At 46.7% G+C, this 25,625-nt stretch carries 21 protein-coding genes and 16 tRNA genes; 1 reads left to right on the top strand and 36 read right to left on the bottom strand.

Features of this window, described 5'->3' with window-relative positions; all coding sequences use genetic code 11:
• Positions 1 to 16 precede the first annotated feature (16 nt).
• The 5 genes from fmt to NIA71_RS17515 are packed head-to-tail and all read right to left on the bottom strand — an operon-like array spanning position 17 to position 5,142.
• Complete coding sequence (gene fmt, locus NIA71_RS17535) at positions 17 to 946, bottom strand: methionyl-tRNA formyltransferase (protein ID WP_253021089.1); 930 nt, start codon at positions 944 to 946, stop codon at positions 17 to 19.
• Positions 947 to 1,423: a peptide deformylase gene (gene def, locus NIA71_RS17530; RefSeq protein ID WP_148395463.1), complete on the bottom strand. Its 477-nt coding sequence runs from the start codon at positions 1,421 to 1,423 to the stop codon at positions 947 to 949. It lies immediately after the preceding gene.
• A 13-nt stretch (positions 1,424 to 1,436) separates the two neighbouring features.
• Positions 1,437 to 3,449: a replication restart helicase PriA gene (gene priA / locus NIA71_RS17525; RefSeq protein ID WP_253021088.1), complete on the bottom strand. Its 2,013-nt coding sequence runs from the start codon at positions 3,447 to 3,449 to the stop codon at positions 1,437 to 1,439.
• Positions 3,450 to 3,458: 9 nt separating this feature from the next.
• The gene (gene asnA / locus NIA71_RS17520) at positions 3,459 to 4,469 is read right to left on the bottom strand and encodes an aspartate--ammonia ligase (protein ID WP_148395461.1); all 1,011 of its coding nucleotides are present in this window, start codon (positions 4,467 to 4,469) and stop codon (positions 3,459 to 3,461) included.
• 13 nt (positions 4,470 to 4,482) lie between these two features.
• Complete coding sequence (locus NIA71_RS17515) at positions 4,483 to 5,142, bottom strand: epoxyqueuosine reductase QueH (RefSeq protein WP_253021087.1); 660 nt, start codon at positions 5,140 to 5,142, stop codon at positions 4,483 to 4,485.
• A gap of 129 nt (positions 5,143 to 5,271) precedes the next feature.
• Here NIA71_RS17515 and NIA71_RS17510 point away from each other — a divergent pair, with 129 nt between their 5' ends.
• Positions 5,272 to 6,222: a TIGR01212 family radical SAM protein gene (locus NIA71_RS17510; RefSeq protein WP_253021086.1), complete on the top strand. Its 951-nt coding sequence runs from the start codon at positions 5,272 to 5,274 to the stop codon at positions 6,220 to 6,222.
• A gap of 246 nt (positions 6,223 to 6,468) precedes the next feature.
• Here NIA71_RS17510 and NIA71_RS17505 read toward each other — a convergent pair whose 3' ends face one another.
• The 31 genes from NIA71_RS17505 to NIA71_RS17355 all read right to left on the bottom strand — a co-directional run bounded on the left by NIA71_RS17505 (position 6,469) and on the right by NIA71_RS17355 (position 25,515).
• Positions 6,469 to 7,632, bottom strand: a complete 1,164-nt coding sequence (locus NIA71_RS17505; RefSeq protein ID WP_253021085.1) for an ATP-binding protein — start codon at positions 7,630 to 7,632, stop codon at positions 6,469 to 6,471.
• The gene (locus NIA71_RS17500; RefSeq protein ID WP_253021084.1) at positions 7,625 to 9,421 is read right to left on the bottom strand and encodes a transporter substrate-binding domain-containing protein; all 1,797 of its coding nucleotides are present in this window, start codon (positions 9,419 to 9,421) and stop codon (positions 7,625 to 7,627) included. Before NIA71_RS17500 ends, NIA71_RS17505 begins: the two co-directional genes overlap by 8 nt.
• 92 nt (positions 9,422 to 9,513) lie before the next feature.
• Positions 9,514 to 9,921, bottom strand: a complete 408-nt coding sequence (locus tag NIA71_RS17495; RefSeq protein ID WP_253021083.1) for a hypothetical protein — start codon at positions 9,919 to 9,921, stop codon at positions 9,514 to 9,516.
• 82 nt (positions 9,922 to 10,003) lie between these two features.
• A complete protein-coding gene (locus NIA71_RS17490; RefSeq protein ID WP_253021082.1) occupies positions 10,004 to 11,473 on the bottom strand; it encodes a GntR family transcriptional regulator in 1,470 nt (489 codons plus the stop codon).
• 387 nt (positions 11,474 to 11,860) lie between these two features.
• On the bottom strand, positions 11,861 to 12,451 hold the full coding sequence (locus NIA71_RS17485) for a thymidine kinase (protein ID WP_148395456.1): 591 nt from the start codon (positions 12,449 to 12,451) through the stop codon (positions 11,861 to 11,863).
• A gap of 159 nt (positions 12,452 to 12,610) precedes the next feature.
• Positions 12,611 to 12,686: transfer RNA gene (locus NIA71_RS17480), tRNA-Phe, on the bottom strand.
• 17 nt (positions 12,687 to 12,703) lie between these two features.
• Positions 12,704 to 12,780 (bottom strand) — tRNA-Ile (locus NIA71_RS17475).
• A gap of 202 nt (positions 12,781 to 12,982) precedes the next feature.
• Positions 12,983 to 13,059, bottom strand: a tRNA-Pro gene (locus tag NIA71_RS17470).
• A gap of 18 nt (positions 13,060 to 13,077) precedes the next feature.
• A tRNA-Trp gene (locus NIA71_RS17465) sits at positions 13,078 to 13,153 on the bottom strand.
• A gap of 5 nt (positions 13,154 to 13,158) precedes the next feature.
• Positions 13,159 to 13,250, bottom strand: a tRNA-Ser gene (locus tag NIA71_RS17460).
• Positions 13,251 to 13,306: 56 nt separating this feature from the next.
• Positions 13,307 to 13,395: transfer RNA gene (locus tag NIA71_RS17455), tRNA-Ser, on the bottom strand.
• 44 nt (positions 13,396 to 13,439) lie between these two features.
• Positions 13,440 to 13,515, bottom strand: a tRNA-Lys gene (locus NIA71_RS17450).
• A 3-nt stretch (positions 13,516 to 13,518) separates the two neighbouring features.
• Positions 13,519 to 13,595 (bottom strand) — tRNA-Gln (locus tag NIA71_RS17445).
• 12 nt (positions 13,596 to 13,607) lie between these two features.
• A tRNA-Arg gene (locus tag NIA71_RS17440) sits at positions 13,608 to 13,684 on the bottom strand.
• Between the two features lie 5 nt (positions 13,685 to 13,689).
• A tRNA-Gly gene (locus tag NIA71_RS17435) sits at positions 13,690 to 13,763 on the bottom strand.
• Positions 13,764 to 13,768: 5 nt separating this feature from the next.
• Positions 13,769 to 13,843: transfer RNA gene (locus NIA71_RS17430), tRNA-Gly, on the bottom strand.
• 22 nt (positions 13,844 to 13,865) lie between these two features.
• Positions 13,866 to 13,950, bottom strand: a tRNA-Tyr gene (locus NIA71_RS17425).
• Positions 13,951 to 14,066: 116 nt separating this feature from the next.
• A tRNA-Thr gene (locus NIA71_RS17420) sits at positions 14,067 to 14,141 on the bottom strand.
• A 33-nt stretch (positions 14,142 to 14,174) separates the two neighbouring features.
• Positions 14,175 to 14,251: transfer RNA gene (locus NIA71_RS17415), tRNA-Asp, on the bottom strand.
• A gap of 49 nt (positions 14,252 to 14,300) precedes the next feature.
• A tRNA-Val gene (locus NIA71_RS17410) sits at positions 14,301 to 14,376 on the bottom strand.
• Between the two features lie 251 nt (positions 14,377 to 14,627).
• A tRNA-Asn gene (locus tag NIA71_RS17405) sits at positions 14,628 to 14,702 on the bottom strand.
• 64 nt (positions 14,703 to 14,766) lie between these two features.
• Positions 14,767 to 15,396, bottom strand: coding sequence for a YigZ family protein (locus tag NIA71_RS17400; RefSeq protein WP_148395455.1), 630 nt, complete (start codon positions 15,394 to 15,396; stop codon positions 14,767 to 14,769).
• The gene (hflX, locus tag NIA71_RS17395) at positions 15,383 to 16,663 is read right to left on the bottom strand and encodes a GTPase HflX (protein WP_253021081.1); all 1,281 of its coding nucleotides are present in this window, start codon (positions 16,661 to 16,663) and stop codon (positions 15,383 to 15,385) included. Before hflX ends, NIA71_RS17400 begins: the two co-directional genes overlap by 14 nt.
• A gap of 40 nt (positions 16,664 to 16,703) precedes the next feature.
• Entirely contained in the window at positions 16,704 to 17,375 is a 672-nt protein-coding gene (gene yunB / locus NIA71_RS17390; RefSeq protein WP_148395454.1) for a sporulation protein YunB, read from the bottom strand.
• 76 nt (positions 17,376 to 17,451) lie between these two features.
• Positions 17,452 to 18,231 (bottom strand): GTP-sensing pleiotropic transcriptional regulator CodY, encoded by a 780-nt coding sequence (gene codY, locus NIA71_RS17385; RefSeq protein ID WP_148395453.1) that lies wholly within the window; start codon positions 18,229 to 18,231, stop codon positions 17,452 to 17,454.
• A gap of 222 nt (positions 18,232 to 18,453) precedes the next feature.
• A complete protein-coding gene (gene hslU / locus NIA71_RS17380) occupies positions 18,454 to 19,902 on the bottom strand; it encodes an ATP-dependent protease ATPase subunit HslU (protein ID WP_253021080.1) in 1,449 nt (482 codons plus the stop codon).
• 9 nt (positions 19,903 to 19,911) lie between these two features.
• Positions 19,912 to 20,451, bottom strand: a complete 540-nt coding sequence (gene hslV / locus NIA71_RS17375) for an ATP-dependent protease subunit HslV (protein ID WP_148395451.1) — start codon at positions 20,449 to 20,451, stop codon at positions 19,912 to 19,914.
• Between the two features lie 47 nt (positions 20,452 to 20,498).
• Positions 20,499 to 22,559 carry a type I DNA topoisomerase gene (gene topA / locus NIA71_RS17370; RefSeq protein ID WP_148395450.1) on the bottom strand — a complete coding sequence of 687 codons (2,061 nt, stop codon included), beginning with the start codon at positions 22,557 to 22,559 and terminating at the stop codon, positions 20,499 to 20,501.
• Positions 22,560 to 22,734: 175 nt separating this feature from the next.
• Positions 22,735 to 23,631 carry a DNA-processing protein DprA gene (gene dprA, locus NIA71_RS17365; RefSeq protein ID WP_253021079.1) on the bottom strand — a complete coding sequence of 299 codons (897 nt, stop codon included), beginning with the start codon at positions 23,629 to 23,631 and terminating at the stop codon, positions 22,735 to 22,737.
• Positions 23,621 to 25,162, bottom strand: coding sequence for a YifB family Mg chelatase-like AAA ATPase (locus NIA71_RS17360; RefSeq protein ID WP_253021078.1), 1,542 nt, complete (start codon positions 25,160 to 25,162; stop codon positions 23,621 to 23,623). Before NIA71_RS17360 ends, dprA begins: the two co-directional genes overlap by 11 nt.
• Before the next feature lie 14 nt (positions 25,163 to 25,176).
• Positions 25,177 to 25,515: a YraN family protein gene (locus NIA71_RS17355; protein WP_148395447.1), complete on the bottom strand. Its 339-nt coding sequence runs from the start codon at positions 25,513 to 25,515 to the stop codon at positions 25,177 to 25,179.
• Positions 25,516 to 25,625 lie beyond the last annotated feature (110 nt).

The raw sequence follows: 25,625 nt of genomic DNA, 5'->3' as shown, positions 1-25,625 counted from the left end.
TGTTTTTCATTCTATTTTATCCTAAAACGCTGCCTTTTTCAATGCTATTGCCCTTTAAATAGTCGCTCACAGCCACTCTCTTTTTTCCAGGCAGCTGTATGACCCGAGCAATCAGCGTTCCGCCTCCTGCAGAAATTTCAATTCCTTCCCCCGTTACCCCAGTGATGGTGCCGGCCGGCTCGGTTTGCGGCGCATCGGACACGTCCGCCTGCCAAATTTTCAGCAGCTTTCCCTGATAAGAGGTAAATGCCCCCGGCCAGGGATCAAAGGCCCGAATCAGCCGCTCAATCCGCTGAGGGTCCCAGGAAAAATCGATTTCCCCGTCTTTTTTGGCAATCATCGGCGCATAGGTGGATTTGGCGTCATCCTGCGGTTCCGGCTTTATTTCTCCGGCTTCGATGGCCGGCAGCGTTTCTGCTAAGAGCTCCGCCCCCATCAGAGCCAGCTCGTCGTGGAGCTGCTGCCCGTTCTTTTTTCCAATGGGTGTGGTTTTCTTGGCCAGCATGGCGCCGGTGTCCAGTCCCTCTTCCATATACATGAGAGTAATGCCCGTTTCTTCATCGCCTTCCAGGATCGCTCTTTGAATGGGCGCCGCGCCGCGAAAGCGGGGCAGCAGGGAGCCGTGGATATTGATACATCCCAGCCTGGGGAGATCCAGGATCTCTTTGGGAAGGATCTGCCCGTAGGCCGCCACTGCGATCAAATCCGGTTCATAGTTACGAAGGGCTGCAAAAAAGGCAGCGTCTTTTTTTAGTTTCTCCGGCTGCAATACTTTCAGTCCCAATTCCAGCGCTTTTTCTTTTACCGGCGTCATTTTTACTTTTTTGCCCCGGTCACGCACCGCATCCGGCTGAGTCACCACATATCCAATCTCATGGCCGGCATCGGCCAAGGCGGTCAGCGCCGGCACGGCAAACTCCGGGGTTCCCATATAAACAATCTTCATTTATTGTTCCTCTTGTGCGTCTGTAAGCTCATAGATGTTACTCGACTTGTCGATATAAAGAATTCCTTCCAGATGGTCGAACTCGTGGCACATAACCACCGCGTCCCAGCCTTCAAAATCGAATTCCTGCGGATTTCCTTCCCGATCCAGGCCTTTGATCTTGATTTTCATCGGCCGCTCCACCGTTCCCTGGTAGCCCGGCACGCTCAGGCAGCCCTCATCACCGGTCTGGGATCCTTCCATTTTTACGATCTCAGGATTCACAAAGCAGTATACCCTGCCTTCCTCCGGCTCTGCCACAAACATGCGGCGCATCATGCCGATCTGAGGCGCAGCCAGTCCGCAACCGTTGGCGCTGCGCATGGTTTCCACCATATCGTCCAGGATCATGCGGATGCGATCATCCACCTGGTCCACTTCTCTGCAATGTTTTCTTAAAATTGGATCTCCTTCAAGTACAATATTTCTTAATGCCATTTTCTCCTCCATGTTATACAAAGCTGTATGGATTGATATCCACTGTAACCGTATATTCTTTTTTCTTTATTTTTTCCTTTTCCTTGATGCTGTCAAGGATTTCCGAGTAAGCTCTTCGCTTCCCCTGGGGGCATTTGATCAGCAGGCAGTACCGGTACTGCTCTTTGACCTTGCTCATGGGCGCCGGCTGGGGCCGGAACACATGCTGCTTTTCATCCTCCTTTAGATGGTGCAGGATCCGTTCATACCAAACCTCCGCGGCCGCCCGGACCTTTTCTTCGTCTTTGGAAGCAAAGACCATCTGAATCAGATCGCTGTAGGGCGGATACCCCATGTATTTTCGAAATTGAATTTCTGTCTCATAAAATTCCCGGTAGTCCTGAGCCGCCGCCAGCTGCACGGCGTAATTATCCGGCGTGTAGGACTGAATGATCACGGTCCCCGTTTCATCGCCCCGCCCCGCTCTTCCGGCGGCTTGGGTGATCATCTGGAAAGTCCGTTCCGGGGAACGAAAATCGGGAATGTTTAAAGTGACATCTGCTGAAATAATCCCCACCAGACCCACATTTTTAAAGTCCAGCCCTTTGGCAACCAGCTGGGTGCCGATCAATATATGGATTTTACCCTTTTTGAAGTTATTTAATATCCGCTCAATGCTGCCTTTGCGTTTGGTTGTGTCCAAATCCAGCCGCTCGATGGTCGTGTTTTCGAAAAACTCACGGACCGTCTCTTCGACTTTTTCCGTCCCAGTTCCGAAATAGCGGATGTAATGGCTGCCGCAGTCGGGGCAGATGGGAGGCGGAACCTCTTCATATCCGCAGTAATGGCAGACAGCCCGGTTTTTTTCTTTATGATAGGTGAGGGATATGCCGCAATCCGGACATTTAAGGACTTTTCCGCACTCTCTACAGGATATAAACGTCGAGTATCCCCTCCGGTTGAGAAACAAAATAATCTGCTTCTTCTTTTCAAGGGCTGTTTTCATGGCCTGGTAAAGGGGCCTGCTGATGATGGAGCGGTTGCCATCTTTCAGCTCGGTCCGCATGTCCACCACCGATACCTGAGGCAGCGCCACCTGATTGTAGCGGCTGGTCAGCTCCAGCCTTTCATAGATGCCCTCCTCTGAGCGGAAATAAGTGGATATGCCGGGGGTGGCACTGCCTAATAGCAATACGCCCTCATGGGATTGGAGCCGTTTTAACGCAACCTCTACGGTATCGTATTTCGGCGTCATGTCCGATTTGTATGTGGCTTCATGCTCTTCATCGAGAATGATAAGCCCGATCCGTGACAACGGCGCAAAGACCGCTGATCTTGCACCAATGACAATGCTTACCTGTCCGCTCCGAATTCTTCTCCACTCGTCATACCGCTCTCCCAGAGAAAGACGACTGTGGAGCACCGCAATATGTTCGGCGCCGAAACGGCCGATAAACCGCTCGATAATCTGCTTTGTCAGCGAAATTTCCGGCACCAGCATAATTACCTGCCGCTGCTGCTCAAGACAAGTTTGCGCCGCCTGCATGTAGACTTCCGTCTTGCCGCTGCCGGTAACGCCGTGGAGCAGAAAGCGCCGGTGGCGGCCCTGGACGAGCCCCTGCCGGATTGGCTCCAGCACTTGTTTCTGCTCGCCGGTCAAGCTGGGTATGTTCTGCGGTTCGCCCTGCGTATCTTTGTAGGGGTTTCTCTCTTTGCCCCGCTTGGACCTGCTGCCCGCAGGTGTGAAGCACTTTACCGCATCGATATATTTACAAAGATATCTGCGTTTCATCCATAGGCAGGTATCGATGATTTCTTCTGTTAGAAAGATTTCCGGGTCTCTTTCCCCGGCAAATTTGAGACGTTTGTATTCCTGCTCCGGTTCATCCAGCACCTGAAACACATAAGCATCCTTCACCCGGTCGCCCAATCCGAAGGGTACGCGGATTTTCTGTCCGACGCGGACCTGGTCGTCCTCGCACCCGTAGGTATAGAGCGTGTCTGTATGTTCGCTTTTGTTGTCTATGGCTACGTTTATGTATTTCATCCGCTCCCCTTACAGCAGGAATATATTGTTTTCACTGCATTCTTTGATCATATCCTCCGGCCAGATGGAAACCTGCACCTCTCCGATATGGGCCTTCCGCAGGAAAAACATGCACAGACGGCTCTGGCCGATACCGCCGCCGATGGTATATGGCAGCTCTTTTCCCAAAATCATACGATGGAATTCCATGGCACGCCTATCTTCAGCTCCCGCTTCCTTTAATTGTTTTTCCATGGCTTTCTCATCGACCCGGATTCCCATGGATGAAATTTCAAAAGCCTGCCCCAGGATCTCATTCCAGAGAATGATATCTCCATTCAGCTCCCAGTCGTCATAATCGGGAGCGCGTCCGTCATGGCGCCGGCCCGATTTGAGCGTTCCGCCGATCTTCATAATGAATACGGCCCGTTTTTCCTCCGTAATCGCATCTTCCCGTTCCTTGGGCGTCTTATCCGGATACATGTCCTCCAGCTCCTGGGTGGTGACGAAGAAAATTTCATTGGGAAGCTCTGTCCTCAGATTTCGATAGAGGCGATTTACATAATCGCCCAGGTTCTTCAGCGCATTGTAAAGGTTTGTCACAATCTCCCTCAGATATTCCTCTGTTCGCTGCTCTTTGGTGATTACCTTTTCCCAGTCCCACTGGTCAACGTAGATGGAGTGGAGGTTATCCAGTTCTTCGTCTCTTCGGATGGCGTTCATGTCGGTATAGATGCCGTTGCCCGGCTGGATTCTGTATTTGCCCAGGGCCATCCGCTTCCATTTTGCCAGGGACTGGACGATCTCCACCGGTTTTTCTCCCATATCCTTGACCGTAAAGCTTACGGTCCGTTCAACGCCATTCAGGTTGTCGTTGAGTCCGGTTTCCGGCGCCACGAACAGCGGTGCCGTGACTCTGCGCAGACTCAGGCCGTAAGCCAGCTCCTGCTGGAAAAAATCCTTGATCTTTTTGATCGCTCTCTGGCTTTCCATAAAGTCGATCACCGGCGTGTAATTCTCAGGTATAATTACTTTTGACATATAGTTTCTCCTTTTATCGTTTAGAAAATTCGCATCCGCAGTAATTCTGTCTGTACAGTCCGTATTGTTTGGACAGCTGGATGCTCCGTTTAAAGCCGTCCTTCTTTTTAAAGTCTTCATCGATAAAGCTGAGTCCGTAACGGACCGCCAGTTTTTTACCCAGACTGCTGATTAGCTCGTAGTTTTTATGAGGGCTGACCGTCAACGTGGTGCCGAAGTAGTCGCATCCCGCCAGTTTGCAGGTTTCCGCGGTTTTTTCCAGCCGCATGCGAAAACATTCCAGGCACCGCTTTCCGCCTTCCGGTTCGTCTTCCAAACCTGCTATGGCCCGATAAAAGTTCTTGGTGTCGTAAGGTCCTTCCATAAAGCTGATGTGTTCTTTGGGCGGCAGGCTTTCGTTGTATTTTTTAATGAAGGTCATCTGTGCTTCCCTGCGCCGCCGGTATTCTTCCTGGTCGGTAATGCACGGATTATAAAAAAAGATGGTGATCTGATAGTCACCGGCAAGTCTTTCTATAACGGCTGTGCTGCAAGGACCGCAGCAGCTGTGCAGAAGCAAAGATGGTTTTTCGATTTTATCAGAAAATCCTTTCATGCAGGCAAAGCTTTCTTTCGCTTGTCCGCCGAAGTTTCCCCCGCTTGGCAGCGGTTTTGTCCGTTTCTCCCCTGTCATAAAGTTCATTCCTTCTTATCTGAGATTTTTGTTTGCAATTTTAACAATTTATTATATCATATAAATATTCTTCTGAAAATATTCAGGACTTAAAAAAATGTGTTTTTTCTATGATTAGAAAGGGATAAGATGTCAGAGATTTCAACGAGTTACACTTTCAACGCCATCGGCGCTTACTTAAAGGAAAAAATGGGCCGTAAAATTGTCAAGCTTTCTATAGACGGCGGATTCACCTGTCCCAACCGGGACGGCACCAAGGGAACCGGCGGCTGTATCTTCTGTTCAGCGGCAGGCTCGGGCGATCTGGCCAGCGATATACCTTCCCAGGTCCGCCTTTTGTCGGACAAGTGGCCTCATGCCAGCTATCTGGCTTATTTTCAAAGCCACACCAATACCTACGCTCCTATAAGCGAGCTTCGCTGTAAGTATTCCCAAGCCCTGGATTATCCGGGAGTGGTGGGTCTTGCCATCGCCACCCGGCCCGATTGTCTGTCCGAAGAAGTTTTAGACCTGCTCTCTGAATTCAATCAAAAAACGTTCCTGTGGGTAGAACTGGGCCTGCAGACGATCCATGAGGAAACAGCAAAGCTCATTAATCGCTGCTATCCGCTGAAGGTGTACGATCAGGCGGTGGCTGCGCTTTCCGCCAGGGGAATTCCAGTGGTGACCCACTTGATTTTCGGCCTTCCCGGCGAATCACAGCAGCAGATGCTGGATTCGGTGCGCTACGTTTGCCGGGATTTATCTTTGGATGGTATCAGCGGATCCGATAATTCGCGCAGGTGTCCGCAGCGAATCTTTGGCATCAAGCTGCACATGCTCAATTTAGTTCGCGGTTCCCAGATGGAAACCCTCTATCCTGACTATGTGTCCTTCCAGTCAATCGAAGAATACATTGATCTGGCGGTCGCTGCCCTGGAGATCATTCCGTCCGAAATCACCATTCACCGGCTTTCCGGCGATGCGCCCAGGCCGACGCTCATTGCGCCGGAATGGAGCTATAAGAAAAGGACTATTTTAAACGGAATCCACAAGGCCCTCAAAGACCGAAAAACCTGGCAGGGGCGTTTGGCGAAATAGGGGCGCTGTATACTGGCAAAGGGGCTGTCGCATTCATGAAAACGAATGCGATGTGCCCTTTTTTCCATCCATTTTGTAAACGATTGGAAATACGAGGCATTCGGAGAGGCGCTGCTCTGCCATGCTGGAGCCGAAGGATCAGGCCCTCCGGATCCAGATTCATAAAAGGTGAAATGTAAAATGATCGCTCAAGATTGTTTTGGTCTAATTTGCGATGATTTTTCATCGTGAGAAAAGATTGATATCTTATTGTCGTTTTTCATTTTTACTTGATATCCACTTTTGAAGAACCGCATAAAGCAGGTCGATCTCCAATGGCTTTGTAAGAAAATCATCCATACCTGCATCCTTTGCCATATCGCGATCCTCCTGGAAAGAGTTGGCGGTTAGGGCAACGATTGGAATGCTTACTGCATCGGAATGAGCAGAGGTTCGAATAGCCTTTGTTGCCTCTAGGCCTCCCATGTTGGGCATTCGCATATCCATTAAAATCAGGTCAAAATACCCGGGAGTACTTTGCTCAAAGCGTTTAACCGCTGCTTCTCCATCTTCAGCCAGTTCCACCTGTATCCCCTTTGATTCTAATATGTCTATCGCAATATCTGCATTTATTGGGTGATCCTCAGCCAATAAAATTCGCGCATTTTCAAAATGGGCAGAAGGTTCAGCCTGTATTTCTAAACCTATAGGCTTTCCGAAGGGGAGACAAATGCTAAAATAAAATTCACTGCCCATATTCACTTCGCTTTTCACCTTCAAAGTGCCGCCCATGAGCTGTACGATATTTCGGCTGATCGGTAGTCCCAGCCCCGTTCCCTGACTGCGCAGATGACTGGTTCCGGCCTGCTCAAAGGATTCAAAAACACGCTCTAAATCTTCTGCTTTGATGCCAACGCCAGTGTCAGAAATCCGAAACAGATAGACAGCTTGTACGTCGGTTGCATCGGACTCCTCTACTGACAGCTGAACGTCTCCGCCTGCCGGTGTAAATTTAATGGCATTGGAAATCAAATTCATCAAGACTTGCTTTAACCGAATACAATCTCCGCATACATCTGAATGTTCAATCTTTATTTCGCAAGTAAGCCCTACTTGCTCGGCCTGCGCCTGTGTTTGCATCATGCTGTAAAGCTCATCGAGCAGCTTTTGTAAGGAAAAATCTTCCTTTACAATTGAAAGCATGCCGTTGTCAATACGGCTCATGTCTAAAATATCATTGATCAGCCCCAACAAATACTGCGAGGTTGCTTTCAGCTTTGCCAGATATCCTTTTATACTTTGGGGTATATCATCCTTCATTGCAATCAATGCAGTTGTCCCTACAATGGCATTCATTGGCGTACGGATTTCGTGGCTCATGCGAGAAAGAAATTCGCTTTTTGCCTTGTTTTCTGCCTCTGCTTTAGCCATATTTTTTTTGCATATTGGCGTTCTTTACACGCATAGTGGCAATTACGATAATCACCAGTGAAAAGAGCAGTAAAAAAGCGGATATAACCGTAATTGATAAAATAGGATTTGTCGCCACAAAATTTTTCAGTGATACCTTAGCGTCCCCGATCGAGACCAAGTTATGATCTAAAAGAGAGTTCCTGTCATCCTCAGATAAGCTGTTGATACCTTTGTTCATGATGGACAGCAGCTCCGGATTTGCCGGCATCGACATAGCAAAGCTAATGTTGGTGCGATTCGCCGATAAGGTAACAGGAATCACGTTGGTATAAACGTTGTCCTGGATCATCTGCTCTATTCGTGCAGAAATCCCGTAGGCAAAATCCACTTTTCCATCATCGACCGCATTTAAAACCTCGTCAATTGTCTCATAATATTTTACTTCACTTGCTTTTGCATATGACGGCAGCCTGCGGCCCTTTAAAAGTCCGCAGGTCAATCCTTCAGACGGATAAGTAACCGATCGGTTGCGCACCACTAGGTCATTTAATGCGGCATATGGTTTCGTCTGAGCCAATTTATCGCGCATGGCATCAGCTGCATCCTCAAAGAAAAAGCCCGCCATATCCGCTTTGCCATCTATAACAAGCTGTTGCGTTTCTGCATAAGAGTCAGCAGATATATATTCAAACTTTACGCCATATCGGTCTGTAATCTTTTCCAGCAGCTCCGGAATCAGTCCAGCATGATTACCGTCCTCATAACCAATACAATAAAGCGGGTGAAAATAGTCGGGGACCGCTACAGTCACGGCGCCCTTCTGTTCAATATAGGCTGCTTCTTCTCTAGTCAACAGCAGGTTTTCCACACCTGTATCATCAAAATATCGCTTGTATAGTTCTTCTGAAAAATGGGGATCCGATAACATAATACGTTTCATGGCCCAATTCAGCTGATCGAGCAGTTCCTGGTTGTCCGGCTGCACAACCAGATAATGAGGCTGTGCATTAAAGTACGCGACCGCGCGGAACTCACCTGTGTCATCAGTCGCATTTCCAAGTTTCAGGTCAATTTTCCCGGTAATCAGATCCGTATTGATTTGATCGGCTGCAACTTCTTCAGAGGTATATTGCTTAATTGTACAGCTTATGTCATTGGCAGATAGGAATTCCTTCAACCGGCGTACATTCTCGACCGCACGCTTCACAACGCCTATCGTTTTCCCGTTCAAGTCTCTTAAATCATACCCTTTTATGGAATTATCTTCCTGACACGCCAGCAGCACGGCTTTGGTATTGCCGCAGCTATAATCCGGATAGGCAAAGTATTGCTCAAACGCCTTTGAATAGTATGTGCCGCCCATGAGATCATATTTCCCTGCAATAAACTCTTCCGTCATTTCATTGGCATCGATATCAATAAATTCGTATGACCAACCGGTGTATTTTGCAATTTCATACAGATAATCCACGATCAAACCGGAGCGTTTTCCGTTTTCGTCAATCATCGTAAAGCCTTTGACCTCCGGAAACGGAACCCGAATCCGGGCGTGAGCGTCTTCTCCAGCAAAAACAGGCGCTGTACTTGAAAGTATCGTGATAAACATCAAAACCGCAGCAAAAAACTTTATGATATGTTTCCTCTTTGTTCTTATCAAATAACGCATATATCCTCCTATCCCAACGCCTTGTTGCAAATATTTACTCTTCTTTTTTATCCCAGACCAAGGTAATCCGGTTATCCTTTGGCGGTGAGATGGTTCCTGCCTTTTTGACGGACGCAGTAACCAAATCAATATTGCTGCCAAGCTCACTGTGGCTCTTCAGGGCAGATGCAATATAGGATTCGTCTATTGAAGTGGCCCAAGCGGCGACGGTGTAGACCTTGTCATCCTCGATTTCACTGCCGTCCTCCAAGGTCAATTTTAACACATTTTCCTTTTGCTGTAACCGAAACGGGTACTACAATGATGATGCTGTTGCCCCAGCTATCGGGAAAGCTTTGAATACGCCAAGTTTCTCCGCTAATATCTGCGACAAATTCGACTTCTTGCTGCTCTTGCATCCCCCGTTGCAACGCATGGATTTGCTGCTCGTCCACGTTCTTTTCCCGCAAGGTATGAAGCAGGTTATATCCTCCAAAATAATTGTTGGCGGCGGATTTGTTCGGCCGCAGTTCAATAACGCCCCGCTGATTCACCACATAGGAAGCGCCTTGATTTTGATATAACGCAGTGGCTGCGATCTCTGCGTAGGTGTTTGAATCCCCCAGCATGAAAACACCGAAAAGCTCTTTATCATCTATCATTACGTTGTGCATAGGAGCCATAAATATCCAAAATCCAGCACCACGTCTATACCATCTGTCTTTTATTAGGGGCCAATTCATGCTATTTCCACAGCTGCGAGCCGTCATAAATATCTTTAACGGTCTTCCAGTAGCCTAACCTTTTACACTCTTCAATAATAAGCTGATTAGTATATGTGAACATCTCCGCAGCTTGTTTTGCAAATGCGCTGCGATCCCCGCCGATCAGTGCATTTGCCGCTTCTACACACTTGCGGTGTATCTCTAGTTTTCTAGATGCGTTGGCTCTATTTATTAGCTTGGGTATTTTTCGGCCAATTCGATAGTTTTTGAGTATAATCGCATAGACAGACTGCAGGGTCTCATATGGAATATGCTCTGTTAAAAACTCCAGCAAAACAATAGGCGCCGGCTGATACAAACTCCCGTATATTTTTGCTTCGTCTAATCGCTGAATTAATTCATGTATCTGCTCATCAGAAACATGAGCGGCAGCATGGCAAGCCACTCCCTCCACGGTCAAGGAAAGCAGCTCCAAACATTCAAAATATCTTCTGATATGGCTGGCAATCAACCGAGGGTCCAAAGGAATATCGTTCAATGCCTGTATATTCGTTGAAACAAAAATTCCTTTTCCACGAGTAGCCTCTACAACACCCCATTTTTGCAGACATTGAACGGCTTGCGTCGTTGTGTTAACACTAACACCATACTGCTTTTGCATCTGGGCGTGAGACGGCAGCCTGTCTCCCGGCTGATAATAACCGATTGCGATGAGTCCCAAAATATCCAGATATACACTGGAATAGCGCTCTTCTGCCGTTTTCATCCATTGGTCCAGCCCCTGAACGCCGATGCGAAAGGGCGAATCAGCAGGAACATAACACCGAAAATCATCTCTTGAAATCGTAATAAAATGAATATATGCAAGAAAATCTTTGATGGCATCGCTTGTTGGTGTCTCTTTTCTACTCTTTTCAATAAAATCAATGAGTGTCTGCTGATATGCGACGCGTGAATAAAAACTGTTTTCCCGATATTCCACCCCAAGAAAGCCAAGAGCATCGACAATATGAAGGCTTAGCTCGTTTTCGCATCTAGCGATAAAAAAGCGCCAGATCAGTTTAGAGTTTTTCCAAAAAAGGTTCGGTAGCTTAGGATTCAATTGCCGGACTATTTTTTCGGGAATATCCCAATCGCTCTTATTGCACAGAGAAATTCCATAACAGATAAAAGGATAGTAAAGAATTTCAGCTGTTTTTAAAATGTCTGTCATAATCGGTACATTTGGCGCTTTCAAATTGTCAGCATGATCGTTCGCCGGGTCAGTTTGATCAAAAATAACCACAGAAAGCTGCCGTTCCTTTGTCTCAATGAGTCCTGCGTCAGACAGCATTGCAACCACGCGGCGTATCGTTTTGTTAGATACTTTGTATTCCTTGCAAAGATCAGCAAAAGAGGGAAGCATAGTCCCTTTGGGCATCAGCCCTGATTCAATTTTGTGCTTTAAGATCTCAAATATTCTATCATATTGAAATTTATCGTATTTCATTTCACTTCTTCCTCATAAGGCGTTTCTTCAGATAGAACAGACAAAAACGATTCATGGAAGCTTCATAAATAAAATATTTGATGATTCGTTCATCACTACCCATTAAACGAATCGCTTCCTCATAATCACCATCCCTTTTTTATAGCATCCTTTAACATCCATAACTGTATCACCAACTTAAATTATTGATTGGGAATAGTTTACAATACAACATTCTGTGTATCTATGCCAAATAAGCCTATCATAAAAAACGACAAATGTCAATTTCTTCGGATAATATCCGACAGGATGTCCGGCACGGGCAACTAATTGCAGGAGATAGTTTCATCTCCATAATTTTCTGCATAAAAAAAATGCCCTGCATACGCAAAGCATCTCTTATATTCGTTATTTCTTGATTTTAGGCCCGATTCTACCGTCATTATAATGTTTCCTGCAAAGCGAAACGTACATGTCGTTTCCCCCAATTACAATCTGTTCTCCGGTTTTCACCAATTTTCCATCCACGATCCTGGCTACCATGGTTGCTTTTCGTCCGCACCAGCAAATCGTCTTGATCTCTTCAATTTTATCTGCATAGACCAACAAATAATACGAGCCTTCAAACAGCTCATTGCGGAAGTCATTTTTCAGTCCGTAAGCCAGCACCGGCACATCGCAGCTGTCAACAATTTCTACCAGCTCTTCCACATGATGCCTTTTTAAAAACTGCGCTTCGTCGATCAGTACACACGAAATCTCTTCTTTGGTATTCTCCATCATAAAAAGTTCCAAAATATTGGTGTTCTCGTTGACCACCAGGGCCTCTCTCTGAATTCCTATTCTAGACGTGATTACGCCTAGGCCGTAACGGTCATCTACGCTGGGCGTAAGAGTCAGTACCCGCTTGCTCCTCTCCTCGTAATTATGCGCAATGCGGATGATCTCCGCCGATTTTCCGGCGTTCATAGTGCTGTATCTATAATAAAGCTGAGCCAATTATCTTCACCTCTTCCCTTCTTTCTGCCTATCCATTGTATCGTACCAGGAAGGGAAAATCAACTGCTAACGCAGCCAAAAAATTAAGGGAACATTCATTACAGACAAGAAAAAAAGTAACCCTTCGGACATAAAGTCAGCAAAAGATTACCTTTAAAATGGTGCCCAGACTCGGAATTGAACCAAGGACACGAGGATTTTCAGTCCTCTGCTCTACCTACTGAGCTATCTGGGCATAATCATATTTATTTATGGTGGGCCATCAGGGACTTGAACCCCGGACCTGCCGGTTATGAGCCGGATGCTCTGACCAACTGAGCTAATGGCCCATTTTACGCGGTCTTTAGCCGCATCGTACAAATGGGACAGCGGAGCAAACTTTGTTTGCGTAGGAGTGCACCGTGTGCACGTTGCCCATTTCACGCGGTCTTTCATCGCTATGTACAAGTGCAGCGAACAAAGTATGCTGAGAAGCGAACCGTATACAGGTTTCCCATTTACCCGGGCTTCTGTCACAATCTTCCTCTATGATGGTCGGGGTGGCAGGATTTGAACCCGCGGCCCACTGGTCCCAAACCAGTTGCGCTACCAAACTGCGCTACACCCCGAAAGTGGGATTAGTGATATGGCAGGGGCAGTAGGATTTGAACCCACGGCACGTGGTTTTGGAGACCACTGCTCTACCAACTGAGCTATACCCCTATAAATGGCGGAGAAGATGGGATTCGAACCCATGCGGCCCTTAACGAACCCTAACGATTTAGCAAACCGTCCTCTTCAGCCTCTTGAGTACTTCTCCAGGCTAAAATAATTTTTTCCCGTCATATTATTCTGCGAGTATCCTCAGAATCCTTATGGCGGAGAGGGTGGGATTCGAACCCACGGCCCCTTTCGGAGTCACTGGTTTTCAAGACCAGCTCCTTAAACCACTCGGACACCTCTCCTCACTTGTAAGTCTTTGTTCTGCTACACCATACCCTAAAAAAGTTGGTGACCCATCGGAGATTCGAACTCCGGACACCTTGATTAAAAGTCAAGTGCTCTGCCGACTGAGCTAATGGGTCGTATGGCTGGGGTAGCAGGACTCGAACCTACGAATGACGGAGTCAAAGTCCGTTGCCTTAACCGGCTTGGCTATACCCCAATCTTGAAAAAATGGCGAGCCCACAGGGATTCGAACCCCGGACACACGGCTTAGAAGGCCGTTGCTCTATCCAACTGAGCTATGAGCCCAAAAATGGAGCGGATGATGAGAATCGAACTCACGCCATCAGCTTGGAAGGCTGAGGTTCTACCATTGAACTACATCCGCATAAATGGAGCGGAAGACGAGATTCGAACTCGCGACCCTCGCCTTGGCAAGGCGATGCTCTACCCCTGAGCCACTTCCGCACACTAAACATAATAATGAAATTGGTCGAGGGTGGTGGATTCGAACCACCGAAAGCTCAGCTAACGGATTTACAGTCCGCCCCCTTTGGCCACTCGGGAAACCCTCGATATAGGTGCCGCATCTTTCTCATGCGACTTTCGTCTTGCAAACAATTTGCTTAACGTTATTCACAGTCATACCCTTTCGGGCTCGCTTACCTTTGAAAGGAACTCATGACTTTTTTGGAGCTGGCGGAGGGAATCGAACCCCCAACCTGCTGATTACAAATCAGCTGCTCTACCGTTGAGCCACGCCAGCAAACATCGCTGTTTGGTATCAGTCTGATAAAATTGGCGATCCGGAACGGGCTCGAACCGTCGACCTCCAGCGTGACAGGCTGGCATTCTAACCAACTGAACTACCGGACCGCATTTCCTTGATAACACGTCCGCTTTTTCAGCCAAACGTCAACTGTTATGGTGGGCGCTATAGGGCTCGAACCTATGACCCCCTGCTTGTAAGGCAGGTGCTCTCCCAGCTGAGCTAAGCGCCCATGAGCAAGTGTTTTTATCTACTCGACACATTTATTAAATATACAGCATTTTCCTCAAGTTGTCAAGAACTTTTTTAATCTTTTTTGTCAGTTCTCGCAGTTTTTAAAAATTGGCTCCAAGGGTGGGGCTCACGCTTGCTGCGCAAGCTGAATCCGCTCCGCCGTGCCGGGGCACTGCTTCACGAAGAAAGCTCCGCCGGAGCTTTCTACCCTCTCGGGTTCTCGCCCTTTTTGTTCTTGTTTCTAAAAATTGGCTCCAAGGGTGGGGCTCGAACCCACAGCCTACCGGTTAACAGCCGGTTGCTCCACCATTGAGCTACCTTGGAACAACTTGAGAGCTTTTATATATTAGCACAGCTAAAGGTGCGTGTCAACGCAATTTATGGAAATTTATAGAGCATTTTTTCTCAACTCTTTCGTCTCAGAAATGAGAGCTGCCTTCCCTGCGGTAAGATTGCCCAGCAGCGCCTTTATTTCATCGCTTTTCTCCACATCGGTCACCACTTTTATCGTAACCAATTCTTCATAAATTATGTCTGTAATCGAAAAATTTCCATCTCGCGAAAGATTCTGTACTTTACTGAGGAAGGAATAATCGATCTTGTACTGGATAGCCTGCATTTCCATCATTTTGCAAATTCCAGCCGCCTCAAGCCCCAGTTTTGCGCTGCTGGTATATGCTCTCACAAGCCCACCTGTGCCCAGTTTAATACCGCCGAAATATCGAGTCACAACGACTGCCACATTAGTCACGCCCTCTTTGACCAGCATTTGGACAATCGGCGCACCGGAAGTCCCCTGCGGTTCACCATCGTCGCTGGCCCACTGCAGTTGAAACTGTTCTCCCACAACCAATGCAGGAACGTTATGGGTAGCAGTTTTATGCAAGTCTCTTACAGAAGCGATAAAAGCATCTGCTTCTTCTCTGGTTTCTACCGGTTTGACATAGGCGATAAAACGGGATTTCTCTATAATCTGCTCTGCATGAGCCTCTTTTTCAACGGTTTTATACTGTATCATATTTTTTCAACCTGTTATAATCTATCTCCGACAATTCAACATCAAAAAGGGTACCCTCCTCCTTGTAGTCCATCCCATGCACAATAGCCTTCTCACATAAGTAAGAAGAGAGTTCCCCCCGGTCATAGGGGATTAATAGTGCGGCCCGCACCCGAGAGGCAAAGAGTTTTTCCCGTACTTTAGCCAAAAGTTCGTCAATATGATCCCCATATTTGGCAGACACAAAAACGCACTCGCATTCTGTAGCATCCACTGGAAGCTCTTGTATCAGATCAAGCTTATTGTAGACCATAATCTTTTCTTTTCCGCCGGCCCCAATCTCATCAATTACTCGATTGGTCACGTCTATGTGGAAATCATAATTTTCATAAGATCCATCCACCACATGCAGCAGTAGATCGGCATAGTTTACCTCTTCCAGAGTTGCTTTAAAGGCTTCCACCAGTGAATGAGGAAGCTTGCTGACAAAGCCTACGGTATCGATTAGGATGAATTCAAAGTTGTTTTCCAGTTGAATGCTGCGCTGTTGTGTATCTAATGTAGCAAAAAGCATGTCCTTTTCTTTTACTGCTTTGTCTTCCTTTTCCGACATGCTCAAAAGCCGGTTCATAAGTGCAGATTTTCCCGAGTTGGTATATCCGACCAATGCCACGACTGGAATCTGGGCCTTTTCTCTTTGTGTACGCTGGACGCTCCTGGTATTTTTTATGCGGGCCAGCTCTTTTTTTATATCGTCCATCCTTCCGGCAACATGCCTGCGGTCTGTCTCCAGCTTTTTTTCACCCGGACCCCTGGTGCCGATGCCGCCGCCCAGCCTGGATAAGGATTTGCCAAAGCCGGTCAATCGGGGCAGGCGGTACTGAAGCTGCGCCAGCTCAACCTGCAGCTTGCCTTCCTTGGACGTGGCCCTGGCTGCAAAGATATCCAGGATCAAAATCGTGCGATCGATCACTCTGACGGACAGGGATTCTTCCAGATTCCGCAGCTGCATGCCGGAAAGCTCTTCGTTGAAAATAACCGTATCCGCTTCCATATTAGCACACATCTGCGCCAGTTCTTCCACCTTGCCCTTTCCGATCAGTGTGGCGGAGTTGGGTTTTTCCAAGCTCTGGATCATCTGGCCCAACACAGTGACGCCCGCTGCCTGAGCCAGCCCGGAAAGTTCCTCCATGGAATAGGAGATATCCTCCCCAAGCTGCAGGCCCACCAGAATGGCCTGATAATCTTCTTCTTTTATTATTTCATTCTTTTCATTAAATCTAACCATGGCTATATCTTACCACAACTCTTCCGCATTATGCTACCTTTTACTCATCCGTCACATCTAAAATATCTTCTTTCGGTACCTGAACGTAGCTCTTGGGCACACCGCCCAGAATAACAGCTTCGGCGATGAGAACCGTACTGGACATATCGAAGGTTGCTGCCGACAGTGGAGCTAACACTTTGACCTGACTCTTTAAAATTATGTATACCTTATACTTGGTCTGGTTGATCCCTTTGGCTTCAAATTCCGTTTTAAAGTCGATTCCGGAAACACTGAGAGGAATCACCTTAACATCGACTTTGGGGCCGTGCTCGGATAAAATCTGGCTTCCCAGGACAGCTCCCAAAGGGACATCGATCTTGTCTTCTTCCATGCGGCGGTATTCCTCCTGTAGTTCCTTGGAAATTTCAGTAATGAGGAGGTTCATGGCCTTGGTATCCGCCTGGATCATTTCCGTCTCACCTTTATCATTGGTCTTGCGAATGATCAGATTATCCGTGTCCGTCTCTTCGTGAAACTGATCGTTGATAGCCTTGTTGACCATTCGCGTTACCAGTGTCCGCGCCCTCATTTTTCCGATCTCTTCCAGATTGGGCTCTATCGTAGTCTTGAGATAATAGCTGGCAGAGGAAGCAATGGCGATAAATATTAAAAACAGAGACAAAGGCAGTACAAAGGACCGTCTTTCTCTCCGTCTTCTTTTTCTTTTCATAATAACACCTCCGCCGACTATATCAGTCTATGTTCGGCAGAGATGTTTTGTGCTTGTTTTTCGAATTATTCATTCGTTAAATATTCAGGTTTTCAAGTTCTTCGTTAAATTTGGAATTAACGATTTTAATATGCGTGCCTTTCATGCCCAAGGATCTGGATTCAATTACGCCGGCACTTTCCAATTTTCTCAGCGCATTGACGATGACTGATCTGGTGATTCCCGAACGATCAGCAATCTTGCTGGCAACCAGCAGACCTTCATTTCCATTCAGTTCGGAAAAGATCTGCTGTACGGCTTCAATCTCAGAGTAAGACAGGGTTCCAATCGCCATTTGCACGACAGCCCTCTGTCTGGATTCTTCTTCTTCTTCCAGCGCTTTTCTTCTCTGTATTTCCAGCCCTACCACAGTAGCCCCGTATTCTCCGAGAACTAAGTCTTCATCGCTGAATTCCGGCGCATATCTGGTCACGATGAGTGTACCCCATCTTTGCCCGCCTCCCAGAATGGGAATAACGGTGTGAAGCTTGTCCGAAGTATCATAATCGTATTTAAAAATCTTCAGCGCTTCTTCCGCTGTCAGGTTAGCCTGGGTGGTGGTCACTTTCAGCAATGCTTCGTTATATTCGATTGGGAACTTTTCAGATCCCGTTTCCGGATCGGCGATTGTGGAACTATCGGAACGAATCTTATAGTTAACACCGATGACCTTTCCCTTTCGATTAACAATGTAAACATTGGCATCCATCAGATCGCTGAGGATCGCGCACAGCTCTTTAAATGAAAATGCACCTGCGACGCTTTCCTGCAGGACCCAGTTCAGTTTTCTTACTTTTGCTAAAATTTGATTTTCCATATATGATGTCTCTCCTTCTACAACTTGTCGTTGTACAAAATTTCCAATCTTTTTATTGATATAGGTATTATATATGGTTTTCTCAAATATGACAACTCATTTTTTGAGTTTTCTAAAAAGTTTTTTATAACGAGAAAATTAAAACTAAGTTGTCCTTTATATTGTTCGCTTTTTTACTATTTTGCGTATATTGTAGAGTGTTTGCTCAAACCCTTCTCCACCTTATAAGATAAACCGATCGATGTCTTCCGGATGAATTTTTTCCATGAATTTTTCTTTAACATAATCAGCATCGATTACAAATTTGTCCTCTTCCATATCCGGAATATTAAAGGAAATATCCTCCAAAAGCTTCTCCAGAATGGTATGCAGCCTTCTTGCACCGATGTTTTCCGTCTGTTCATTCATTAAAAAGGCCATCGTAGCAACCTCTTCTATCGCGCTGTCCGTGAACTCAATCTCTACGCCCTCGGTTTCTAAAAGGGCTTTATGCTGCTTCAGCAGGGCGTTTTCCGGAATCGTCAAGATTTTGAGGAACGTTTCTCGGTCCAGGTTTTCCAATTCTACACGGATTGGAAAACGACCCTGGAGTTCCGGAATCAGATCCGTCGGTTTTGCCGTATGGAATGCACCCGCACCGATAAAGAGGATATGATCGGTCTTGACCGGTCCATGCTTTGTATTGACAACACTGCCTTCTACGATGGGAAGAATGTCTCTCTGCACCCCTTCTCTAGACACGTCTGCGCCGGAAGAGCGGTAGCCGGCTCCGGAAGCGATTTTATCGATTTCATCGATAAAAATGATTCCATTCTGCTCTGCGTTATGCAGTGCATCTTCAATTACCTGATCCATATCGATCAGATTCTGTGCCTCTTCTTCCCTGAGGATCTTTCTGGCATCCTTTACTCTTACTTTCTTATTCTTTTTCTTCTGCGGCATCATATCCCCGAAAATGTTTCCAATGGCAATGCCCATACCTTCCCCGTTCAGGTCCAGCGTATTGCTCTTGGGAGCATCCGTCACCTGTATTTCAATGAACTGTTCCTCAAGAAGTCCCTGTCTCAGCTGTTGTCTCACCTGTTCTCTGGCCAGTTCAACATCCTGCTTTTCGTCAGGATTCTGTGTATTTTGTTCCATCTGCTGCTGCTCATATTGTTGCTTCTGGCTTTGATAACCACCGCCGCTCAGCAGAAAATCGAACGGATTCCGATTGTTGCTCGGTTCATTAGCCGGCTTTTTTTTCCCTGGAATGATTGCTTCAATGATCCGTTCTTCCACGATCTCGTCAGCAATTGCATACTTTTCATCCAGCTGGCTTTGTTTTGTGATACGAATGGACGCCTCCACCAGATCACGGATCATGGAATCAACGTCTCTTCCCACGTAACCCACTTCCGTAAATTTCGTAGCCTCTACTTTTACAAAGGGAGCATCCATCAGCTTTGCCAGACGCCTGGCAATCTCTGTCTTACCTACTCCGGTCGGGCCCATCATCAAGATGTTCTTGGGTGTGATTTCTTCCTGCATTTCTTCTGACAGCAGACTTCTCCGATAGCGGTTTCTGAGGGCGATGGCTACTGATTTTTTAGCTTCGTCCTGTCCGATGATATATTTATCCAATTCCCCTACGATTTCTTTGGGAGTCATCTGGTATAATTTGTTTGCCATAATTTCCTCCTACAGTTTTTCTACTGATATGTTGTCATTCGTGTAAACGCAGATGGATGAGGCAATACCCAGGGCCTCTTTTACGATTTCCTCTGCGGTCATGTCGGTATTATTATAGAGTGCTTTTGCTGCTGAATAAGCATAGTTTCCTCCAGATCCAATGGCGATAAAATCTTGATCCGGTTCGATCACTTCGCCGTTTCCAGAGACAACCAGCAGGCTTTCCCGATCAGCTACAATCATCAGCGCTTCCAGACTTCTCATAGCTTTATCAGAACGCCAAAGCTGAGCCAGCGCTACCGCAGCCCGCTTTAAATTACCTCCATGTTCATCCAGTTTGCTTTCAAATTTCTCTGTCAGAGAGAAAGCATCTGCTACAGAGCCTGCAAATCCCGTCAAAACAGAATTGCGATAGATTTTTTTAACCTTTTTTGCACCATTCTTCATAATGGCTGTTTCACCCATTGTTACCTGACCGTCGCCGCCTATGCAGACATCGTCAGGGCCTCTTCTTACTGCAACGATCGTCGTCGCGTGGAACTGTACCATGTTCATACCTCCATTCATGATTCCCCTTGTTCTAATTAATAAAACTTCTATTCTTCTTTATAATCGCACTCGCTGTTAGAGCACGCATACTTACTCGTTTTAGTTTTTTTCTCAACAAGAAGTGAACCGCATTTCGGGCATTTCCTGTCGATCGGCTTATTCCAATAAGACTGCTGGCATTCGGGATAACCGCTGCATCCATAAAAAACACGACCAGTCTTACTCTTTCTTGCCACGATATCTTTGCCGCAATTAGGGCATTTGACATTGGTTGATTTGACGATCGGCTTTGTGTTCTTACATTCCGGATAACCGGTACAGGCTGCAAATTCGCCAAATCGGCCATGCTTGACAGCCATCGGTTTGCCACATTTCTCACAGAGTTCTCCGGTAAGCTCCACTTCAAATTCAACCTTCTTTATTTCTTTATCCGCTGTTTCAAGTTCCTTTTCAAGGGTTCCATAATAGTCGCGAATGATATCTTTCCATTCCACATCTTTTACTTCCACCGCATCCAGTTTATCTTCCATATCTGCTGTAAATCCAGTATCAACGATTTCTTTAAAATATTCTTCCATCATCTGTGTGACAATAAAGCCCAGCTCCGTAGGAGTCAGCGTCTTTTTTTCACGATTGACATATTTTCGTTCGATAATGGTGGCAATGATAGGGGCATAAGTACTCGGCCTGCCAATGTCCTTTTCCTCCAAATCTTTTACAAGACTTGCTTCTGTGAACCTGGCCGGCGGCTGAGTGAAGTTTTGCTCTGACAGCAGCTCCACCAGTTCCAGCTTTTCGCCTTTTTCCAGGTGAGGAAGCAGTTTATCGCTGTCATCCTCTTTCCCGGGTGAATATACCTTTAAAAAGCCATCAAAGATCAACTTAGACCCGGTAGCTTTAAACATATAGTCGCTGTTATCGATCGCTGCGGAAACGCCCATAAATTTGGCAGGAGACATCTGACTGGCCATAAATCTGGACCAGATCAGCTTATATAGATTGTATTGATCTTTACTGAGGGAGTCTTTAATTTCATCAGGCTCCAGCTCAATATAGCTGGGGCGGATGGCCTCGTGGGCATCCTGTACATCCTTTTTTTTATTGGAATATACATTATTCTGATAATACTCAGCTCCTAGGTTTTCAAAAATATATTCTTTTGCGGCGGCTTTTGCTTCATCCGAGATTCGCACCGAATCCGTTCTGATATAAGAAACCAGACCTACCGTCCCGTGTCCTTTAATTTCGATACCTTCGTAGAGCTGCTGTGCAATGAGCATGGTTTTTTTCGTATAAAAGCCCAGCTTGGTTGAAGCTTCCTGCTGGAGGCTGCTGGTGGTAAAGGGAGCATACGGCTTTCTTGCGCGTTCTTTCTCTTCTACTTTTTTCACCATATACTCGCCGGCCTTCAAAACTTTAACAATTTCATCAGCCTGTTCTTTATTCTCTACCGTAAGTTTCTTACCATTATATTCAGCCAGCTTTGCGGTGAACTTCTTTCCTTTTTTCAGCTCAGCCGTAATATTCCAATATTCTTTGGGGATAAATGCTTTGATTTCGTTTTCTCGATCGCAGATGATCTTCAGAGCCGCAGACTGAACTCGGCCCGCTGACAATCCCCGTCTAACTTTTCTCCACAGCAGGGGACTGATCTGGTAACCTACCAGCCGGTCCAGCACTCTTCTAGCCTGCTGCGCATCTACCAGTTTTAGGTCAATCGGCCTAGGATTCTTAATCGCGGCCTGTACTGCTTTTTTAGTGATTTCATTAAAGACAATTCTACATGGCGTATTTTGGTCAATGCCGAGCAGAAACGCCAGGTGCCATGAAATCGCTTCGCCCTCCCGGTCCGGGTCAGTTGCCAGAAAGACTTTGGCAGCATTTTTAGCTTCTTTTTTCAGTTCTTTAATAATGTCGCCTTTACCACGAATCGCGATATATTGCGGTTCAAAATCATGTTCAATATCAATCCCAAGCTTACTCTTTGGCAAATCTCTTACATGCCCTACAGAAGCAATCACTTTATATTTGCTTCCGAGGAACTTCCCAATCGTCTTTGCTTTTGATGGTGACTCCACAATCACCAAATTTTTCTTGGCAGCAGCCATAAAAAATCCTCCCCATCTATTATCATTATCCTACAACTTGCAGAATTTTTTTATTACGTAGGAAATATCGTCAGCGATATTTCCGAAGTATCAACAAAATCTACTTCTTTTTAAGAATCGGTGAAGCCGACTTTGTTCCTTATTGGTTCTAAAAGCTTATTATATCGCCTTTTTTTTATTTTGCAATAAAAATTTTTCCCAAAGAAGTGTAAATTACTCCTTTCAACTCCAAAATGGTCACGATTCCGTTAAGAAGGCCAGCCGGCTTTCCAGTGGCGCGGCAGAGCTGGTCCGGCGTCATTTCACCATTTTTTTTGAGGAGAGAAACGATCTCAAATTCATCTTTGCCTAAATTCTTTTGTAAATTCTGGAACCTAAGACCGGAAAGTCCCATATCAGCCAAAAGGTCTTCCAGCACGGCCAGGGGCGTTGCCCCGTCTCGAAGCAGTTTATTGTTTCCCAAATTATAGGCGCTGTTAATATTCCCCGGAATCGCATACACATTTCTCCCCTGATCTGCGGCCAGTTCGGCCGTGATCAGCGCTCCGCTGCTCTCCTTAGCCTGTACGACTACTGTGGTTTCGGACAAGCCGCTGATAATTCGATTTCTTTGCGGGAAATGGTATCTGGCCGGTTCCGTACCCTGTGGATATTCAGAAAGCAGTAGTCCATGGGCGGCGATTTGGTCACGCAATCTGCGGTTGGACTGAGGATAGCAAATATCGATACCGCAACCTAAAACCGCAATGGTTCCGCCCTTCCGGTTTTTTCCGCCGGATTCATCCGAAAGCTGGCTGCTGCAGCTTTCTAACGCACCCATATGGGCACATGTATCGATCCCTTTCGCCATTCCGCTGACCACCACCGCCCCGCTTTCAGCCAGACAGTTTCCCAGCCGCTTTGCGGCCCAGCACCCGTACTCCGTCGCTTTTCTTGATCCGACCACTGCTACACAGCGTCTCTTCGCCAACGTCAAATCACCAATATAGTAAAGCGGATTCGGCGGATTTTTTATTTCTTTCAGAAGCAGTGGATAATCAGCATCCTTGATAGAGACTTTTTTAATGTCCATTGTCCGGCCTCCTGTAAAAATCATCCAATGCCCGATATTGTAACGCCTCTGCTATATGGTACTCATCGATTGTGTGGGTACCATGAAGGTCAGCAATCGTTCGGGCAACCTTAATAATTTTGTAATATGTGCGCATGCTCAGCGCTAGTTTTTGATAAGCATCCGTCAGAAGTTTCCGCCCGGCTGCTGTCATGGGGCAATACTTGTAAATCTGCTGCTCCCCCAGCTGGCTGTTAAAACGAACGCCGGTCCCTTTGTAGCGCTGCGCCTGCAGCGCCGCTGCCTTTTGAACCTGTTTTTTCATTTCATAGCTGGACAATGCGCCTTCCTTCTTTTTCAAATTAGGGTCAAGCACTGCAGATACCTTGATGTGCAAATCGATCCGCTCCAGTACTGGTCCGGAAAATTTAGATTGATATTGGTTAAGCTGCTTTTCCGTACAGGTGCAAACGTGCCGCTCGTCTCCCAAATATCCGCATTTACAGGGATTGGCTGCAGCGACCAGCATTATGCTGCAAGGGAAAGCTATCGTCCCCCGGGCGCGGCTGATGGCTACCTTGCCGTCTTCCAGCGGCTGACGCAGCAGTTCTGTCACTCGATGGTCAAACTCACCGAATTCATCCAAAAACAAAATTCCGTTATGGGCCAATGAAATTTCGCCCGGCCTGGGCTTACTGCCGCCGCCGATCAGCGCTGCTCTGGAAATAGTATGATGGGGCATGCGAAAAGGCCTTTCCTTTATATAAGGGCAGTTTTCACTTAAAAGCCCGGCAGCGCTATGAATTCTAGTGGTTTCCAGCTGTTCTGCATAGCTCATTTCCGGCATAATCTGAGGTATCCGTTTGGCGATCATCGTTTTGCCGCTGCCCGGACTGCCCATCAGTAAAAGTCCATGATTTCCCGCCGCAGCCACTGTGACAGCCCTCTTTACACATTCTTGACCCACTACGTCACAAAAATCATCCGATGGGTTTGCCTGACTGAAGGTACCTTTTTTCTTCCTATTATATGGGGAAGCAGGTCTCAGCCCCAGATAATAATCCATGCTCTCCTGCAAATCCTTGACCGGATAGAGGTCGATGTCTTCGAGCAGCGCCACTTCCTCAAGATTCTTATAGGGAAGCAGCAGCTTGCGGATGCCTCTTTCTCTGAGGCCAATGGCCAGAGGCAAGGCACCTCGAATATGTTTTACCTTGCCATCTAATGACAGCTCTCCAATTAAAGCCGTGTCTGTTCGGACCGGCACACATTGACTGCCAAGGAGCAGGATACCAACTGCAATAGGAAGGTCGAAATGACTTCCTTCTTTGGGTCTTCCTGCTGGAGAAAGGTTTACCGTAATCCTTCTTTTGGGGAATTCAAATCCGGAATTCAAGATGGCGGCGCGGATTCGCTCTTTTGCCTCTTTGATGGTAGTATCGGCAAGGCCGACCATGTTCATGGCCGGAAGGCCTGGCTGCAGATCGATCTCCACAGTTACCATGTCCGCTTCCATCCCCAGCAGCGAAGCAGTGAAAATCTTCGAAAGCATAATTGAACGCCCCCTTAAAAAACATCTTCTATGTGATTGATCTGGACCTCCACCACATCGAATTGGAGCTGGCGGGGCTGGCGGAAGCTCTTGGATCGGGTGGACAGGTAAATTCGCGCAGCCATCCGCATGTGGCCCTTTTTCCGCTGATCCACGCTTTCGGCCGGAGTGCCAAACAGATCGCTTTGCCTTGTCTTTACTTCTATAAAATGCAGGGAAGTTCCTTTTAATGCCACAATATCGATCTCTCCGGCCCTGCAGCAAAAGTTCCTGCATAAAATCCGGTATCCCTTTCCGCCCAGATATTGTGCAGCAGCATCTTCTCCAAGACGTCCCAATAATTGGTTGTTCATACTCAAATCCCCTTTGTGTTTCTATTTTATCCTTATGTTAGCGGATCGAGAGACAAAAGTCAAGAAATTTATTCCATATTTTACATTTTTTTCAATTTTGTGTTTTTGGG

It is taken from the genome of Ihubacter massiliensis (genome assembly GCF_024125305.1).
Taxonomy (GTDB): Bacteria; Bacillota; Clostridia; order Peptostreptococcales; family Anaerovoracaceae; genus Hominibacterium; species Hominibacterium faecale.
Note: the sequence above shows the minus strand (reverse complement) of the source record. Positions and strands in the feature narration are given on the sequence as shown.